The organism is Halomonas sp. CnH100-B, assembly GCF_024124605.1.
Lineage (GTDB): Bacteria > Pseudomonadota > Gammaproteobacteria > Pseudomonadales > Halomonadaceae > Vreelandella.
Map to the genome: position 1 here is coordinate 92,618 of NZ_JAMXRX010000004.1, position 16,371 is coordinate 108,988.

A 16,371-nucleotide genomic window follows, 5' to 3' on the forward strand; every position below is an offset into this window, starting at 1 on the left:
TCATGGATCCCATTACGCTTGGCATTATCGTGGCCATTGGTTTAATCGTGCTGATGGCGATTGGTACCCCGATTGCGTTCGCACTCGGCGGTGTGTCACTGCTGGCGCTGCTGTACGACCGGGGCCTGCCGGAACTTACCTACTTTGGCGAAACGTTTTTTGATCGCATCGCGGAGTTTGGCTTTGTGGCCATCCCGATGTTTATTTTGATGGGCGCGGCAGTGGCCTCCTCCCCAACCGGGCGCGATCTTTACCGCTCGCTAGACCTGTGGATGGGCCGCCTGCCCGGGGGTCTCGCGGTCTCTAATATCGGCGCCTGCTCTATTTTCGCTGCGCTCTCGGGTTCCTCCCCGGCCACCTGCGCCGCCATCGGCAAAATGGGCATTCCTGAAATGCGCACCCGTGGCTACCCAGATGGCGTGGCGGCAGGCTGTATCGCGGCGGGCGGCACGCTGGGGATTTTGATTCCCCCCTCGGTCACCATGATTATCTACGGTATCTCCACCGAAACCTCAATTGGCCGGCTGTTTATTGCTGGGGTGGTGCCGGGCTTTATGCTCGCGGGCCTGTTTATGATCTGGACCATGATCGCCTGCAAGATGGCCGGGGGTTACAACAACCCGCTGACGGCCTCTGCTGAAAAGCTGAAGGAGAACATCAAGCAGAATGTCGATAGCAACATGAAGGCGCTGGTGCGGGTGCTGCCCTTCTTGGGCGTGGTCGCGGGTATTCTATTTGCCCTTTACGGCGGCGTGGCGACTCCGTCGGAAGCCGCAGGCGTGGGGGCATTTCTCTGCTTGGCGCTGGCGATTGTGATTTACCGCATGTGGCAGCTTGGCCCCATCAAGCTAATCATGCGCGACTCGCTGCGGGAAAGCGTGATGATCATGCTGGTCATTGCTACTGCTGAAGTGTTCGCCTACGCACTTTCGTCAATGTTCATCACCCAAACCGTGGCCGCTGCCATTGCCGATTTAGAAGTCAATCGCTGGGTGCTGATGGGCATTATCAACCTGTTCTTGTTAGTGGCAGGGTTCTTCCTACCCCCCGTGGCGGTCATCGTGATGACCGCGCCGATTCTGCTGCCGATCATTTTGGCGGCGGACTTCGACCCCTACTGGTTCGCGGTCATTTTGACCATCAACTTGGAAATTGGCCTGATCACGCCGCCGGTGGGGCTTAACCTGTTCATCATCAAAGGCATCGCCCCCGATATCTCACTGCGGGATATTCTGATGGGCAGCTTGCCCTATGCGCTGTGCATGGTGCTGGGCATTCTGCTGCTCTGCCTGTTTCCGGGGATTGCGCTATGGCTACCGAACCTGATCATGGGTTAAAGGGGGACGCATCATGAACATGACCTTTCTCCAAGAGATGTTTAACAGCATCACCCAGCGGGACGCGCTGTTACGGCGCAAGCACCCGGAAACGCTGACACCCGACCATCATCAGCTGGTCAAAGCCTGCCAAGCGCTGCTGGCCAGTGACGGCGAAGCCTCCAGCATTGCGCTGGCCAGCCGCGCACTGGCGATTTACCAGCGGCTGTCGGAAGGGGAAAAACGCCAGTTTTTTAAGCGCCTGGCCGACGACTTTGCCGCGGAACCGCAGCAGATTGATAGCGCCTACCAGGCCTATCAACAGGCCCGCGACAACCACACGCTGCAGGCGCTGTTTGAAGCCTGTGAGCCGCGCCGCCAGGAGCTGTTTAGGCGTTTGAACCTCGCCACCGACGGTACTTACGACCTCGTCAAAATGCGTGAGGATCTGCTGCAGCTGCTGCGCGAGGAGCCTAACTTAGCGCCCATCGATGATGATTTTGCGCACCTGTTTGGCTCCTGGTTCAATCGCGGCTTTTTGATGCTCAAGCGGATCGACTGGAACACGCCTGCTTCTATTCTAGAAAAAATCATCCGCTATGAAGCGGTGCATGAAATTCAGGACTGGAACGACCTGCGGCGGCGCTTGGATGCCCGAGACCGCCGCTGTTTCGCGTTTTTTCACCCCGCGATTGGCGACGAACCGCTGATTTTTGTGGAAGTCGCGCTGCACAAAGGGCTACCCAGCCGTATTCAACCCATTTTGGCAGGCGTTGAGGATGGCTTGGCGGACCCAGATGATGCCGATACCGCCGCCTTCTTCGGTATCAGCAACTGCCAAACCGGGCTGCGGGGTATTTCGTTTGGCAACTTCCTCATCAAGCAGGTGGTGCAGGAGCTCAGCCAGGAACTGCCCCAGCTCAAGTACTTCGTTACCCTCTCGCCGGTGCCCGGCTTCGCCCAGTGGCTGGCCGAACAGCAGCAGGAAGCCCAGTGGCCCGATAGCATCCGTGAGGCGCTCGACGCGCTAGCAACGCCCAACTGGCAGCAGGACAAAGCCCGCGAAGAGCGCCTCAAAACCGCCATTCGCCCGCTCGCTGCCCACTATTTGGTCGATCAGAAGAACCGCCATGGCCTGCCACTGAACCCGGTGGCCCGCTTCCACTTGGGTAACGGTGCCGAGCTACACCGCATTAACTGGCTGGGGGATGTGTCTGCCAAAGGGATGAAGCAAGCGGCAGGGCTGATGGTGAACTACCTCTACGTGCTCGACGATATCGAGCGCAATCACGAAAACTATACCGCAAAGGCCACCGTTGCCTGTTCAAGCGAGGTGCGCGACCTAGCTCGCCGCGCCCGCAAGCTGGCCAAGGGAGAGACCACCAAATGAACCACAACTTATTTGATACCTTTGCCGCACGCATGCGCGAGCGTGGCAACGCCCCCTTTATCACCACCCGCGAAGGCCGCCACTACAGCTACCAAGACGCGCTCAGCGCCAGCGCCCAGCTTGCCGGGGCACTCACCGCGCTAGGCGTGAACGTAGGCGACCGCGTGGCGGTGCAGGTGGATAAAAGCCCGGAAGCCATTTTGCTCTACCTCGCCTGCCTGCGTATCGGCGGCGTCTATTTACCGCTCAATACCGGCTACACCGGCGATGAGATCCGCTATTTCTTGAAAGACGCCGAGCCCGCACTGTTCGTGTGCAGGCCTTCGGACGTCGACACCGCCCGCGCCATTGCCCGCGATACCGGCTGCCCGGCGGTCGAAACCTTAGGCACCGATGCCGATGGCAGCTTAATGGAGAAAGCGCAGCAAAGTGTCCCCAGAGATGACATCGTCACGCTGGGCGAGCGAGATTTAGCGGCGATTCTATACACCTCGGGCACGACCGGCCGCTCAAAAGGCGCGATGCTGACCCATCGCAACCTCGCCTCTAACGCGGAAACGCTGGTCTCGTCTTGGCACTTTAGCGCTGAAGATCGGCTGATCCACGCGCTGCCTATTTTTCATACCCACGGGCTGTTCGTGGCGTGCAACGTCACGCTGATGGCAGGCGCCAGCATGTGCTTTCTGCCTAAATTCGATGCCGATGTGATTTTCGATGAACTGCCTAAAGGCAGCGTGATGATGGGCGTACCGACGTTCTATACCCGCCTGGTTCAAGACCCGCGCCTCACCCCTGAGGTCACCGCTCATATGCGGCTGTTCGTCTCGGGTTCGGCACCGCTCACCGCGGAAACCCACGAAGCCTTCGAGGCCAAAACCGGCCACGCCATTCTTGAGCGCTATGGCATGACCGAAACCAATATGAACATCTCCAACCCCTACACCGGCGCACGCCGAGCGGGCACCGTGGGCATGCCGCTGCCGGGCGTCGAGATGCGCATTACCAGCCGGGACACCGGTGAAGAAGTGCCGCAGGGTGAGATTGGTATGCTGCAAATTCGCGGCCCCAACGTCTTCATTGGTTACTGGCGCATGCCGGAAAAAACCCGTGAAGAGCTGCTGGAGGATGGTTTTTTCATCACCGGCGATCTCGCCATGGTCGATGAGCAAGGCTACGTGCATATCGTCGGTCGGGATAAAGATCTGGTGATTTCCGGCGGGTATAACGTCTACCCCAAAGAGGTCGAGCAGGTGATCGATGAGCTGCCTCAGGTGGCGGAGTCTGCCGTGATTGGCCTGCCCCACCCCGACTTCGGCGAAGGCGTCACTGCTGTAGTGGTACCCCAGCCAGGGGAGCAGGTGGATGAAGCCGCCATTCTGAATCATTTAGCGGGGCGGCTGGCTAAATACAAACAGCCGAAGCGGGTATTTTTTGTCGACTCACTGCCGCGCAACACCATGGGCAAAGTGCAAAAGAACGAGCTGCGCAAACGCTTCGACACCACCTACCACGCCGCTTAGCCGATTCGTTAAAAACACCCCACCCAAAACAGCCACGCCCCGCAAAGCGGGGCGTGGCTGTTTTTTCTCGAATGCTGCTTTTAAACGCTGGCGTGATTAGGCTCTGCCGGAAAAGTCGGCGAGCGAATGCCAGTTATCAGGCAGAGCCTAGCCGCCTGCAAAGGAGGCGTACATGATCACCACCAAAACCACCAGCACGATACCGGTAGGCACCGCGCCTTTCCACGGGGTGAGATCGACATCGCCGGAGTCTTCCTGCACCCAGTCCGTTGCGCGTGGGCGCAGCTTACCGATCACCAGCATGACCGCCACCAGCAGCACGAATACGGCAGCGACGAAGTGGAACTCGTGCATCACCATGGGCAGCTTGTTGAACGGCGCCACGAAGTAGCCCGCCGCAATCAGCAAACAGCCGCCGACCAGCGCTACTTTCGCGGCCATGGGCGGTACGCGTTTTGTCAGCAGGCCCACCAGCACCACGGCGAGAATCGGGATGAAGTAGATCGCGTTCATCTTCTGCAGGTAGCCGAACAGGCTGTCCTGGCCCGCCAGCAGCGGCGCAATAATCATGGTGGTAATCGCCATGATCCAGCCAAACACCTTGCCGGATTTCACCACCTGCTCTTCCGTGGCGTCTTTTTTCAGCACGCCTTTGTAGATCCCCAAGCTGAAGATCGTCGTGGTGCTGTTCAGCGCGGAGTTAAACGAGGAGAGAATAGCCCCAACCATCACCGCCGCAAAGAAGCCGGTCAGGTAAGGCGGCAGCACGTTGAATACCAGGTGGCCATACGCCTCGTCGGCGCGAATACCCTGGTCGGCATACAGGTGGTACGCAATGATACCGGGCAGCACCAGGTACAGCGGCCCCAGCAGCTTTAGAAACCCTGTGAGCAAGACGCCCTTCTGGCCTTCGGCCAGGTTCTTGGCGGCAAAGGTGCGCTGGATGATTTGCTGGTTGGTGGTCCAGTAAAAGAGGTGAAGCAGCAGCACGCCGGTAAAGATGGTCGAGAACGGTACCTGCTGTTCAGGGCCACCCATGGAGTTGAATTTGCTGGGGTCGCTCTCTTTCAGGATATTCCAGCCCTCCATCACACCGGTGCCGCCGCTCACCGCCTGTAGGCCGAAGTAAACGATCACGAAGCCGCCGATCAGCAGGCCTACCCCGTTAAGGGTATCCGATACCGCTACAGTGCGCAGGCCGCCAAACAGCGCGTAGACCGCGCCAATCAGGCCCACCGCCCATACCGTCGCCCAGAGCAGCGCAGTGTTGGATTCAATGCCGGTCAGGCCCTGTAAGTCCAGCATGCCCTGAAGGCCGATGGCCCCGGAGTAAAGGATGATCGGCAGCAGCACCACCGCGTAAGCAATCAGGAAGATAACGTTGGCAATCAGCTGCGTGCCTGTATCAAAACGAATCGCCAGCAGCTGTGGCAGCGTGGCAATGCCGCTTTTCAAAAAGCGCGGCAGGAAAAATAGCGCCAGCGCCACCAGGGCGATCACGGCGATCACTTCCCACGCCATGACGCTCAAACCATCGGTAAACGCGGACCCGTTTAGCCCCACCATCTGCTCGGTGGAGAGGTTGGTCATCAGCATGGACGCCGCGATCAGCGGAAAGGTCAGCGTGCGGCCTGCCAGAAAATAGCCGCTGGTGCTACGGTGGTCATCACGTCGCGTGATGCGCCAGGTGACAAAGGCCACCAGGCCCGTAAAGAACAGAAACGATGCCAGGGTTAGGGCATGCATGGGGGAAAGTCCTTCGATGCGGTCGCGTCTGAAGCGGTGCCCAACACGGGCACGAAGAGCGGTATCAAGCGATACGACACGGTGAATTTAGGTAAAAATACCAAGCATCGCGGGATTCTAAGCAGGTGACACGTTTCATCTATTAGCCTTTAGTCGCAACAAAAGGCAAACAATAGGTTTTTTTACTACCAAATCCATCGCGCAACGAAAGCCAAAAGACGATTGCCGATCCCAGGCGAAGCTATGTCACAATGCCCACGTTGACTGACCCACCGTCATTAACCACAAGGATGACACTGCCATGTTGCACTATTTACAGGGATTACCGTCTTTCTTTGCCTACCTGCTCGGCGCGCTCGCGCTGCTGGTGGCCTTTATGTACTGCTATAGCCGCCTAACCCCGCACCACGAGTGGGCACTGATTCGAGCGGGCAATGCGGCGGCCGCCACCGCTTACGGCGGCTCTATCCTGGGTTTCACCCTCCCGCTCTACAGCGCCATGGCCCACTCCATTAGCTATATCGACTTCATTCTGTGGGGCGTGGTGGCCTTCGGCGTGCAGATCGCCACGTTCTTTGGCCTGAAACTATTTCTCCGCCGCCAGGGCGAGAGCTTGTCTCAGCACATCACCGAAGGCCACCAGGCTTACGGCACGCTGGTGGGCAGCATCTCGATTGCCGTGGGCTTGATCAACGCGGCCTCAATGACCTGGTAACGGAGCGCACTCATGGAAAAGCAGATCCATCCCACTCACCTGCCCCGCCGTAAGCGCAGCGCGCGCCTCTCTTTGGCGATGATGGGAGCGAGCGCCTTCGGTTTGACCGCCTGCACCCAGCCCGCGGAGGACGAGCACCTGACCGATGTACGCTTCGACGAGCCCAAAAGCTATCAAGGCGTCGAAGAGTGCGTAGCCGCCAACGTGTACACCCGCAGCGCCTGCGAAGACGCTTACGAGGCCTCTCTAGAGTCCGTGCCGCGCTTTGACACCCTAGAAGCCTGCGAAGCCGAACACGGCGAAGGCGCCTGCGCTGCCCCCACCGACGAGCAGGCCCAGGCTGCGGGCGGCGGCAGTTGGTTCATGCCTGCCATGATGGGCTATATGGTCGGTAACATGCTGGCGAATACCAGCCGAGGGCGCTCGTTTGAGCGCGTGTATCAAGAGCCGGTCTACCGCAACCGCCAAAACCAGGGCAACTGGAATGCCGCTGCCAGCCAAGCTTCCCAGCGGGTCAATCAGCGTAACGAGGCCCTGCGTAGCTCGGTGGTGCAAAACCGCCAAGCCACGACGCGGCGCGGCCTGGGCACCCGCTCGGCCTCTTGGGGCTCTTAGCCACCCCCTTGGGAGCCACTATGCTGCGCATCAACGTTTCTGAACGCCCGCAGTGGAAAACCCTGGCCAAAGAGCTGGGGTTTCATTTCCACACCATCGATGGCGAGCCTTACTGGAAAGAGGACGCCTACTACCAGTTTACCCTGGAACAGGTAGAGCAAGAGATTGAAGCGCCCACCGAAGCCCTGCACGAAATGTGTATGGCGCTGGTTGATAAGGTCTGCCACTCCAATGCTTTAATGCAGCGCCTCGCGATTCCCGAGCATATGTGGGACATCATCCACCACTCCTGGCGTAGCGGGCAGCCGCCGCTGTATGGGCGCATGGACTTTGCCTATTCGGGCAACGGTCCCGCGAAGCTTTTAGAGCTCAATTACGACACACCCACTTCGCTCTATGAAGCGGGCTTTTTCCAGTGGGTGTGGCTAGAGCAGGCGATTGAGCAAGGCATCCTGCCCCGCCATGCCGACCAGTACAACTCGATTCAAGAGCGCCTGCTCAATGCTATGGCGCATTTGGGCGACCGCTTGGAAAACCGCACCCTCTACTTCTCCTGTGTCAAAGGCAGCGATGAGGAGCGTGCCACCGTCAGCTACTTGCAGGATATCGCCCTACAAGCAGGCTTACAGGCGCCGTTTATCTACATCGAAGACATTGGCGTGGCCCCAGGAGCCGAGCACTTTGTCGATTTGGACGAGCAGCCGATTACCGCGCTGTTCAAGCTCTATCCGTGGGAAGAGATGGCGGTAGAAGCATTTGGCGAGGCGGTCACGCAACTCAACACCCACTGGTTTGAGCCGCCCTGGAAAGCCGTGCTCTCCAATAAAGGGATTCTGCCGCTGCTGTGGGAAGAGTATGAGGGGCACCCGAATCTGCTACCGGCGTATTTCGAGAAGGAGATTCACGCTCCACTGGAACCCGGCTGGGTGCGCAAGCCGTTTTTCTCACGGGAAGGGAGCAATATCAGTTTGATAACGCCCAGCGGCCAGCACGAGAGCGTGGGCGGACCCTACACCGATAGTCCATGGATACGCCAAGCGTATCAACCGCTGCCGCGCTTTGGCGACAAGCACGCACTGATTGGCAGTTGGGTCGTGGGCGATCGCGCCTGTGGCATGGGCATTCGAGAAGACGTGGGGCGTATCACCAAAGATACGTCATGCTTCATTCCCCACGCCATTCTTTAGCGATGGACGGTTCAGGCGGCGCTGGCGCCCGGGCGATCGCCTTGGATAGGCACTTGCCAAGCGGGCGATACGCCCAACGAGCCACTCTCCTCCGCCACCCAACCCTCTTCGCCGATGACGGGTAAAAAGTGACGCGCGCCTACCCAGCGCAGAGGTTCGGCCAGCTGCACCTCGTCGGGCATACCACCTTGTATCATTCGCAACAGATAGTCATCGCTCTCGGTGGGATGCCAGTGGGCCAGCAGCTCGAACGGCGCCTGACGTGAACGACGCGCGGCCAGCACACCCAACCCGGGCTGACAGTGGAGTTCGATGATATGCGCAACCCCTTTCGCCAGCAGGGAACGGTAGGTGTGTTTGTCCAATGCAGAGGTCGACACCGCCGTGATGTTCATGGGCAGCGAAGGAAGCCGCTGCGCCAACTGGCCCCACCGATCGGCGCTGGTGACCATGATATCGCCCGCGTTGAGTTCCCATAGCGCGTTGGCGTGATCGAACAGCGAACGCGACGACCAACCCGCCTGCTGTGGCAGCAGCGCCCCTAGCATGAACCCCGCCGCCGTTTGCATAGATAGCCAGCTCACCACGCTGCGGCTGGCTTGGCTTTCGTGGGCCAACAGCGTCCTGAGCGCTTCGGCCTCTTGCCGTAACGATGCTGCGCTGTATAGGTGCTGGCGCTGCAATTGATGGCTAAACGCCCCGCCAGTGGCACTATCGAACAGGCGCAGGTGGGAAATGTCGCCACGCTCGCTAAGCGCATCGGCCCACTCCTCCAACGTGATGGAAGAGGCCGACAGAAGATCTGTATCGGTCAAGCCGAAACAGCGTTTGACCGCGAGCACCAAGCGTTCGCGTTCTGGCGTCCCAGCGGCGGGCAACATACCGCTTTGGTGGCGGCTATTGCGCGGCAACATGCTCCGCAAGACGGCCAGCAGGGTAGGTGGGGTGAGTGACAACATGTTGCTTCCTTAGCAAATCATCGTTCCATTTGATTAACAGGCTACGTGCATGTATCACTTTTGTCAAAATTTTAACCTACGTCAAACGCAATGGATAATCTTTGTATAAATAAATCACCTACATAGGCAAACCGTTGGTGTAAATAGTAGACACTCCTCCCAAAAGCCGCTGAAATCGTTGTTATCATGCCTGACGGGCATGGCGTGACCCTGCTAATGATCTACCCATGAAACGCGCCGTGGCCCTCTGCCTTTTCATGAGCGTCTTCGTCCCACTTGGAGCAATCGCGATAATGACAGCGCGCTGGAAAACCCTGCCATTACGGCTACGTTTGTTTATCTCGTTTGGCACGGTGCTGGCCATTGCCATGTTTCTGGCTCTCTATTTGCAGGCGCGTACGCACAGCCAAGCCCGTCTGGATAACCTGCTGAACGTCGAACTGCCTGCCCAGGTGGAAGGATTAGCCACGCGTATCAACCTCCGCTTAAGTCCGGCGCTCGCGGTGTCTGAGAGTTTGGCCAACAGCTATTTCATCGAACAGTGGGTCGCCGACGGGCTACCCGAGGCACAGCAGCCAGACATCGAGCGCTACCTATCGCGCCTCATGGACCAGTTGGATACCGAGCTGCTCTTCATCGCCGCGCAAACCCAAGGGCGCGGCGTCTACTTCCAGTACCGTGACGGCGAGTTCCTGCAGCGTCCGCTCCAATCTCCTGGCGGAGACGACGACTGGTACTATCAGTTCACCGACAGCCGCGCGTCTTACAATCTGAATTTAGACAGTGATACCTTCTCTCCCGAAGAAGCCTTCGTATTCCTTAACTTCCGCAGCAGTGGCACCGCCGCCAACGGGCGCCCCAGTGTCGTGGCGGGCGCGGGGCTCGACCTATCGCGCATGGCGCAGCTCATTCGTGACTACCGTTTGGGCGAGACGGGTCGAGCGTCGATCTTGAGTGCCGAAGGGGCGTTCTTGATTACCAGCAACGAAACCAATATCTCGGAACTGCAAGCCCAAGAAACCGATACCCTGCTGCGCCAGGATAACGAGCTTCACGTGACCGACATCGAGCGCGATGGCGATCACTATTACGTCACGACCCGCTGGCTGCCGGAATTACAGCGTTATCTCATGGTGGAGGTCTCCAAAGAGGAGTACACCACCAGCATTCGCCAGCGCTTTTTGAGTTCGATCGAGCTTGGCTTGCTGCTGCTGGTGGCCGGACTGGCGCTGCTCTACCCCCTAACGGGGAGCCTGATTCGACCGCTCAACCGTTTTCAACGCCAGCTAAAAGAGATCACCCATAGTCTGGACCTCTCCCGCCGGGTAGAAACGGACGACCGCGCCGAGCTTGGCGACTTGGCCGACCAAACCAACCAACTGCTGGAGCGCCTCTCCCGCGCGATTGCGGCCGTGTCATCCAACGCGTTGGCGCTGACCCAAGTAGCCGACCGTTTAGCACAGACAGCGGGGCTATCCGGCATTCAGGGGGGCGATATTCATCATGAAGCCAACCAGACGATGGCCGCCGCGGTGGAAGAGATGGCCTCTTCTGTCGCAGAAATCACGTCCACCATGGAAGAGCTCTCCACGTCGTCCACACAAATTGCCGATCACTCCCAATCCGTGGTGGACGTAGCGAACCAAACCCTAGAGCGCAGCCGTAAAGGCAGCACCGCCATGCAGTTACTGCAGGCCAAAATGCAGGATATCCGCAGCGACAGCGAGCAGAGTCTTGCTGAGATCATGACCCTAGGGGCGAAGTCCAAGCAGATCAGCAAGGTGATGGAGCTGATTAACACGCTGGCCGCCCAAACCAAGCTGATCGCCTTCAATGCCGCCCTGGAAGCCTCCAGCGCGGGAGAGTCCGGCCGCCGTTTCTCCGTGGTCGCCAACGAGATCCGCCGTTTGGCCGACAGCGTGACCGACTCCACCCAGGAGATCGAGGGGCACACCGACGATATTCAGCAAGCGATCAACCGCTTGGTGGTGGCCTCTGAAAAGGGCGCGACCTCCATCGAGCAGGGGGTCGAGGCCAGTATCAGTACCGCTCAAGACTTGGAAGCGCTGCTCAAAGCCGCGAGCCAAACCAGCAGCGCTGCCCAGCAAATTTCGCTCTCCACACAGCAGCAAAAAACGGCCAGCAACCAGGTGGTTATCGCCTTGCGGGATATCGACACAGCCAGTGCCCGTAATGCCCACTCCGTGCGCAGCATCACGGAGATCAGCCAAGACATGGTACAGATGTCTGCAGAGCTGAATGCGCTCGTTCAGGAGTTTACTCTCGAAGAGCACGGCACTGCCCCGCCCCATCAGCAACGCCCCTCCTGAGGACGTCCCCATGAGTCCAATTCGGGTCGTGATAGCGGATGACAGTCAGTTGGCGCGCGAGGTGTTGCGCGACATCCTCACCCGCGATGGCGATATCGAGATCGTCGGTGAAGCCGCCAACGGCCAAGAAGCCGTCGAGCTGGCGCGGCGGCTGAGTCCGCAGCTCATCACCATGGATTTGACCATGCCGGTGATGGACGGGCTCAGCGCCATCGAGGAAATCATGCACACCAAAGGGGTGCCCATCGTCGTGATCAGTGACAGCGCAGACGCCCAAACGGCGTATCAGGCGCTGGAGGTCGGCGCCCTGGAAGTCCTGCCCAAGCCCGGCCTCGACGAGGAGGACGCGCAGCGGCTGCTGTCGCGGGTGCGGTTGTTGTCAGGCGTGTCGGTGATTACCCGACTGCGGCGTCGCGCATCGGCCGCACGAACCCCCACGCCGGTCAGGCTGCCCGTTCCCGGCCCTTGCCCGGTCGCCTCCCGCGGTTTTCAGCGGGTGGTGGCCATTGCCTGCTCCACCGGTGGCCCGCAGGCGCTGGCCCGCCTCTTGAGCAAGCTGCCCAAAGGATTTCCCTCCCCCATAGTGATTGCCCAGCACATCAGCCCCGGGTTCATCGACGGCATGGCCACCTGGCTTGGATCGCTTTGCGCGCTGCCGGTGAACGTGGCGCAAAGCGGCGAGCGGCTGTGCCCCGGCCATATTTACCTCTGCCCCCCCGAAAGCCAGCTCAGCGTCACAGGTCAGCATCGCTTGCAGCTCACCCCCAGCCCCGCCCAGACGCTCTACCACCCCAGCTGCGATGCCATGCTGCACAGCGTGGCCAGCGTTTATGGCGCCGACAGCATCGGTGTGATCTTAACGGGCATGGGGCGCGATGGCGTCAGCGGCCTAAGAGCCATCCTCCTCGCGGGCGGCACGACCCTGGCACAGGACGAAGCCAGCTCGGTGATCTACGGCATGAACCAAGAAGCCGTCAACGCTGGCGTGGTGCAGCACGTGCTGGGGCTAGACGAGCTGCCAGCGCGCCTGCTGCGGGAAGTCCGCTTTACCCCATCGCCTTGGCGGGAGCCGCAATGAGCGCCCTTGATCCGTTCAAACAGTGGGTTCATCAGCGCTGCGGGCTGCACTTGGAAGGTCTCGCCGAGGCGCGCCTGACCCGCGCCATCGACGCCTTGCAGGTCGAGCTAGGCACCCAAAACAGCGACGTGCTGCTGGCGCATCTGCGTCAAGACAACGATCTGTTCGACCGCTTTGTCAGTCAGCTAACGGTCAACGAAACGTACTTTTTCCGCGAACCGGAAACGATTCAATGGCTGGTCGATACGTACCTGCCCCGTCGGCTCGCCGAGCAAGGCGGTCCGCTGCGCCTGCTCAGCGCGGGCTGCTCGTCGGGGGAAGAACCCTACAGCGTCGCCATGGCGTTACAGGAGCGCTACGGTGATCGCGCCCAAGCGCTGTTCGGCATTATCGGGGGCGACGTCGACCACCAAGTGCTGACCAAAGCGCAGGCGGGTCTCTACGCCGGTATGGCGTTTCGTGCGCTTCACCCCTCGCTGAAAGCGCGATTTTTCACGCCGGTGGGGCGCAGCTTTCAACTGAGTGCCTCGCTGCGCCAGTGGGTGACGTTTCGCTCGCTGAACCTGTTGGCGCCGGATGAACGAGCCATTGGCGGCCCGTTCGATGTCATCCTGTTTCGCAACGTCTCGATCTACTTCGACGAAGCCACACGCCGCACCATCCAGCGCCAGCTCAAACGGCTGCTGACACCTAACGGCATTCTGCTGTGCGGCGTTACCGAAACCTTGGGTAACGACCTGGGCGTGCTCTCCCTCAAAGAGGAGCAGGGCGTCTTCTACTTTCAAGCCGATACGCCCGCGTCTGAGGAAGATAGTGGCGCACCGACCATACCGCTGACGAATCATATCGCCGTGGTCAACGAGCCTGACGCCCCTGCAGCGCTACCCGCCCAAGAACCACCACGCCAGACGCCACCCTCTTCATCGGCGCCCACGGCGGCCCACGCCGAGCTACAGTACGCTCACGATGCGCTGAACCAGAACCGCTTCAGCGAGGCCGATGCCTTGCTGGCACCGCTGCTGGCTGACGACCCTTGGAACGTGGATGCGCTGCTGTTAGCGGGTCTCGTTGCCCGCTGGCAGCAGCAGCCCCAGCGAGCGTTCGACTACTTCAAGCGCGCGTTGTACGTCGCCCCCGAGTGCTGGCCGGCCCATTTCTACCAAGCCGAGCTGCTGCGCCAGGGGGAGCTACCCGACCATCCGACACAGCGGCAGCGCGGTTACGCCGCCGTAGTGCGGCTGCTCGAAGCATCGCCCCTGGCCAGCGGCGGGCTGACCGTCATTGCACCGCCCCTGCCGCCCGGCGATGCCTGCTTCTTGGCAAAACGCTACCTATCTGAACACACCGCCACACAGGGAGTGGGCTAATGGCGCTGGATATTCGACGCTTCATCCAGCGGTTCGTCGAAGAGGCCGCTGACCACCTACCCCGCTTACGCGAGGGGGTCAGCGCCTTGGAGCAGAGAGCCGCCGATAAAGAGCGTATCAACGAGCTGTTTCGCTCCGCGCATACGCTCAAAGGCTCGTCCCGTATGCTCAAACTGGCTCCTATCACCGCAGTGGCGCACAGCGCGGAAGAGCTTTTGAGCGCGTTTCGAGACGGTAGCCAAGCGCCCGGCCCCGACAGTATCAGCCTGCTGAATCAAGCCATCGATGCGCTAGCCGACTACGTGGCCCAGCTCGCCCAGGGGGCCGCTCCCGAGACCCTCGCCGAGGCCGACCCCACGCTCTGCCAAGCGCTGGAAGCCGCCGCCCAAGGGGCAGCAGACCCCGCATCACCGCTCCAAGCATCGGCAGCGGCTGCCCCGCCTGTACCGCCGCCGTCAGCACCTCCGGACACCCCGCCGCAACCCTCTCCCATAGGCAGTACGACACTGGCGCTCAGCGACACGGTACGTGTACGCCTGGATCGTTTGGACGACGTGATCCGCTTGATGGGCGAGGTGCTCTCGGGGCATCACCACCTCCACACCTTGGTCGAACAAGCCCAGGCGCTGGAAGCCACCCTGCCCAGCGATCAGCGCAGCGCCGTCCATGCCTTCAACCGCGAATTGAAAGACAGCGTGCTAAGCCACGATGCGCTGATGAGCGACCTGCATGAGCGCGCCCTGCAAATGCGTATGCTGCCCCTTGGCGTGGTGTTCGACCCGCTGGCGCAAATGGCCAGGGAACTTGCCCAGTCGCTGGGGAAGCGCGTGGATTGCCGGGTGCGGGGCAGTGAAATCGAGCTGGACCGCCAACTGATCGATCGCCTGTCCGACCCGCTGATCCACCTGCTGCGTAACGCGCTGGATCACGGCTTGGAGACGCCGGAACAGCGCCAAGCCGCCGGCAAGCCGCCCAGAGGGCAGCTCGAACTGGCAGCGTGGCAAGATGGTAACTGGGTGGTGGTCGAAATGCGCGACGACGGCGCCGGCATTTCCCTGGCAGCGGTTCGCCAAAAGGCCATCGCCAAGCAGCTGCTCACCGAGGAGCAGCTGGCCGTCTTGAGCGATCAAGAGACGCTCGAACTGATCTTTCTGCCCGGCTTTTCGACCAAGCCCATGATTACCGATTTTTCGGGGCGCGGCGTGGGCATGGATGTGGTGAAGCGGACCATGATGGATGAGCTGAGCGGCGATCTGCAGCTCGCCAGCGAGCACGGCAAGGGCACACGGTTTACGCTTCGCCTGCCGCTCTCGCTGGCGATGATGCGGGTGCTGCTCGTCCAGGTCGGCAACGTAACGCTCGGCGTCACCGCGCCCCAAGTCGCCGAGCTGGTCGAGTGTTCGCCGGAGCAGTTCATCGATGCGGCAGGCCAGCCCACGCTGATCTTGCGCAATGAGTTCGTTCCCGTGGTGCCCCTCGCGGAGCTGCTAGGGCTGCCCGTCCCCGCAGAGCTGCCCACCAAGTTCCTGCTGCTGGTCGTGCATCAGCGCCAGCAGAAACTGGCGCTCATCGTCGACTCACTGGTCGACGAGCGTGACATGGTGATCAAACCGCTGCCCGACCACCTGCGCTACCTGCCTTTGGTATCGGGCATGGTGTCCCAGGGGCGTAATGCGCTGGTCAGTCTACTGCACGTTCCGGCGCTGCTAGAGCGCGCCAAGCGCCACTCGCCTGCCGTGACGCGTAGCGAAGCGCCGAACAATACTCCTCACCGCGTGCTGATCGTGGACGACTCTCTGAATACCCGAGAAATCGAGAAAGACGTGCTGGAAGCGTGGGGCTATCACGTCACCTTGGCGGAAAACGGCCGCGATGGGTTGAACAAAGCCCTGGCCGAGCCCTTCGACGCCGTGCTCACCGACGTCGAGATGCCCGTGATGGATGGCTTTGCGCTGACCGCCAGACTGCGCGAAAATGATCTTTATCGTCACAAGCCGATTATCATCATCACTTCCCGCGAAAAAGAGAGCGACCGTCAGCGGGGAATGGAAGTCGGCGCCGATGCCTACATCGTGAAAGGCAGCTTCGATCAAAACAACTTAGTGGAGACGCTCAAAGCCCTGCTGGGCTAAGTCTCCCGCCAAGAGG

Annotated in this window: 12 protein-coding genes; 10 read left to right on the forward strand and 2 right to left on the reverse strand. The window is 60.4% G+C overall.

Annotation, left to right across the window (positions count from 1 at the left end; genetic code table 11):
- Nucleotides 1–2: 2 nt before the first annotated feature.
- Genes NH398_RS10080 through NH398_RS10090 form a run of 3 tightly spaced genes read left to right on the forward strand, consistent with a single transcriptional unit; the run spans nt 3 to nt 4,226 of the window.
- Nucleotides 3–1,337 (forward strand): TRAP transporter large permease, encoded by a 1,335-nt coding sequence (locus NH398_RS10080; RefSeq protein ID WP_253018322.1) that lies wholly within the window; start codon nt 3–5, stop codon nt 1,335–1,337.
- A 13-nt stretch (nt 1,338–1,350) separates the two neighbouring features.
- Nucleotides 1,351–2,706, forward strand: a complete 1,356-nt coding sequence (locus NH398_RS10085) for a malonyl-CoA decarboxylase (protein WP_083024990.1) — start codon at nt 1,351–1,353, stop codon at nt 2,704–2,706.
- Entirely contained in the window at nt 2,703–4,226 is a 1,524-nt protein-coding gene (locus NH398_RS10090; protein ID WP_253018324.1) for a malonyl-CoA synthase, read from the forward strand. The genes NH398_RS10085 and NH398_RS10090 overlap by 4 nt, the downstream gene beginning before the upstream one ends.
- A 147-nt stretch (nt 4,227–4,373) precedes the next feature.
- Here NH398_RS10090 and NH398_RS10095 read toward each other — a convergent pair whose 3' ends face one another.
- Nucleotides 4,374–5,972: a solute:sodium symporter family transporter gene (locus tag NH398_RS10095; protein ID WP_253018326.1), complete on the reverse strand. Its 1,599-nt coding sequence runs from the start codon at nt 5,970–5,972 to the stop codon at nt 4,374–4,376.
- 301 nt (nt 5,973–6,273) lie between these two features.
- Between NH398_RS10095 and NH398_RS10100 the strand changes: the two genes are divergently transcribed.
- Genes NH398_RS10100 through NH398_RS10110 form a run of 3 tightly spaced genes read left to right on the forward strand, consistent with a single transcriptional unit; the run spans nt 6,274 to nt 8,489 of the window.
- The gene (locus tag NH398_RS10100; RefSeq protein WP_044630035.1) at nt 6,274–6,687 is read left to right on the forward strand and encodes a DUF350 domain-containing protein; all 414 of its coding nucleotides are present in this window, start codon (nt 6,274–6,276) and stop codon (nt 6,685–6,687) included.
- Between the two features lie 12 nt (nt 6,688–6,699).
- A complete protein-coding gene (locus NH398_RS10105) occupies nt 6,700–7,302 on the forward strand; it encodes a DUF1190 domain-containing protein (RefSeq protein WP_253018328.1) in 603 nt (200 codons plus the stop codon).
- Nucleotides 7,303–7,322: 20 nt separating this feature from the next.
- Complete coding sequence (locus tag NH398_RS10110) at nt 7,323–8,489, forward strand: glutathionylspermidine synthase family protein (RefSeq protein WP_253018330.1); 1,167 nt, start codon at nt 7,323–7,325, stop codon at nt 8,487–8,489.
- An 11-nt stretch (nt 8,490–8,500) separates the two neighbouring features.
- On the opposite strand, the gene NH398_RS10115 is transcribed toward NH398_RS10110, so the two are convergent.
- Complete coding sequence (locus NH398_RS10115) at nt 8,501–9,448, reverse strand: hypothetical protein (RefSeq protein ID WP_253018332.1); 948 nt, start codon at nt 9,446–9,448, stop codon at nt 8,501–8,503.
- 293 nt (nt 9,449–9,741) lie between these two features.
- On the opposite strand from NH398_RS10115, the gene NH398_RS10120 reads away from it, so the two are divergent.
- From NH398_RS10120 to NH398_RS10135, 4 genes are read left to right on the forward strand one after another with little or no spacing between them, the layout of a single operon-like run.
- A complete protein-coding gene (locus NH398_RS10120; protein WP_159343318.1) occupies nt 9,742–11,778 on the forward strand; it encodes a methyl-accepting chemotaxis protein in 2,037 nt (678 codons plus the stop codon).
- Nucleotides 11,779–11,788: 10 nt separating this feature from the next.
- A complete protein-coding gene (gene cheB, locus NH398_RS10125; RefSeq protein WP_253018334.1) occupies nt 11,789–12,856 on the forward strand; it encodes a chemotaxis-specific protein-glutamate methyltransferase CheB in 1,068 nt (355 codons plus the stop codon).
- On the forward strand, nt 12,853–14,223 hold the full coding sequence (locus NH398_RS10130) for a CheR family methyltransferase (RefSeq protein WP_253018336.1): 1,371 nt from the start codon (nt 12,853–12,855) through the stop codon (nt 14,221–14,223). Before cheB ends, NH398_RS10130 begins: the two co-directional genes overlap by 4 nt.
- Entirely contained in the window at nt 14,223–16,355 is a 2,133-nt protein-coding gene (locus NH398_RS10135) for a hybrid sensor histidine kinase/response regulator (RefSeq protein ID WP_253018338.1), read from the forward strand. The genes NH398_RS10130 and NH398_RS10135 overlap by 1 nt, the downstream gene beginning before the upstream one ends.
- Nucleotides 16,356–16,371 lie beyond the last annotated feature (16 nt).

Bases quoted from the DNA above. Each gene is read 5' to 3' on its own strand.
- NH398_RS10105 (WP_253018328.1), top strand. From the start codon at position 6,700: ATGGAAAAGCAGATCCATCCCACTCACCTGCCCCGCCGTAAGCGCAGC.
- NH398_RS10110 (WP_253018330.1), top strand. From the start codon at position 7,323: ATGCTGCGCATCAACGTTTCTGAACGCCCGCAGTGGAAAACCCTGGCC.
- NH398_RS10120 (WP_159343318.1), top strand. From the start codon at position 9,742: ATGACAGCGCGCTGGAAAACCCTGCCATTACGGCTACGTTTGTTTATC.
- NH398_RS10100 (WP_044630035.1), top strand. From the start codon at position 6,274: ATGTTGCACTATTTACAGGGATTACCGTCTTTCTTTGCCTACCTGCTC.
- NH398_RS10115 (WP_253018332.1), bottom strand. From the start codon at position 9,448: ATGTTGTCACTCACCCCACCTACCCTGCTGGCCGTCTTGCGGAGCATG.
- NH398_RS10085 (WP_083024990.1), top strand. From the start codon at position 1,351: ATGAACATGACCTTTCTCCAAGAGATGTTTAACAGCATCACCCAGCGG.
- NH398_RS10135 (WP_253018338.1), top strand. From the start codon at position 14,223: ATGGCGCTGGATATTCGACGCTTCATCCAGCGGTTCGTCGAAGAGGCC.
- NH398_RS10130 (WP_253018336.1), top strand. From the start codon at position 12,853: ATGAGCGCCCTTGATCCGTTCAAACAGTGGGTTCATCAGCGCTGCGGG.
- NH398_RS10095 (WP_253018326.1), bottom strand. From the start codon at position 5,972: ATGCATGCCCTAACCCTGGCATCGTTTCTGTTCTTTACGGGCCTGGTG.
- NH398_RS10080 (WP_253018322.1), top strand. From the start codon at position 3: ATGGATCCCATTACGCTTGGCATTATCGTGGCCATTGGTTTAATCGTG.
- cheB (WP_253018334.1), top strand. From the start codon at position 11,789: ATGAGTCCAATTCGGGTCGTGATAGCGGATGACAGTCAGTTGGCGCGC.
- NH398_RS10090 (WP_253018324.1), top strand. From the start codon at position 2,703: ATGAACCACAACTTATTTGATACCTTTGCCGCACGCATGCGCGAGCGT.